General features: G+C 60.8%; 1 protein-coding gene. It reads left to right on the forward strand.

The annotated features are described in order from the left end of the window. On the forward strand, positions 1-621 hold a 621-nt coding region (locus tag EOA29_RS38700; RefSeq protein WP_127222532.1), incomplete at its 5' end, for a cysteine hydrolase. Between the last annotated feature and the right edge of the window lie 129 nt (positions 622-750).

The raw sequence follows: 750 nt of genomic DNA on the forward strand, positions 1-750 counted from the left end.
CAGAACGCCTTCGCTTCGGCAGGCGGCATGTTCGACTTGGCAGGATTCGACATATCTGGTGCAGCGCCAGCCGTTGAAGCCACCAAGCGCCTCCTTGCTGCAGCTCGGCGCGCCGGCCTGGCGGTGATCTATCTGCAGATGTCCTACAAGCCCGATCTCAGCGATGCGGGCGGCCCCTCCTCACCGAACTATCACAAGGAACTTGGGATGGTCCTGATGCGCGGGCGACCCGAACTTCGCGGCAAGCTGCTGATCGACAACAGCTGGGATTGGCAGATCGTCGACGCGCTGAAACCCGAGCAAGGCGACCATGTCGTCCGCAAATCCCGCTACAGCGGATTTTGCAACACCGGACTGGAAGCATATTTGCGAGCCCGCAATATTCGCCATCTGCTGTTCACCGGGGTTGCGACCAATGTCTGCGTCGATGCAACTGCGCGTGATGCCTACTTGCTGGAATTCTGGCCGATCCTGGTCGAGGACGCGATGAACCATTCCGGCCCTGACTTCAACCGCCAGTCGACGCTGTGGAATTTCGAAAACGCGTTCGGATGGATTACCAGAACCGACACGGTCGTCGACGTCTTGCGAATGGCAGCTGCGGCGCCCTTGCCGGCATAAGCGGACCGGCGAACCGGCCGCGTTGCTTGTGGTAAAAGGGACGTATGGGCGATTCCATCCACCTTTCGACGGCCGATCTGGCGGCGCTGGCCTTCTTCCTGGTCGTCTGGGTGCTGCACACGCTCGCCT

Origin of the sequence: Mesorhizobium sp. M1E.F.Ca.ET.063.01.1.1, assembly GCF_003998155.1 — a bacterium.
In the GTDB taxonomy this organism is placed as follows: Bacteria; Pseudomonadota; Alphaproteobacteria; order Rhizobiales; family Rhizobiaceae; genus Mesorhizobium.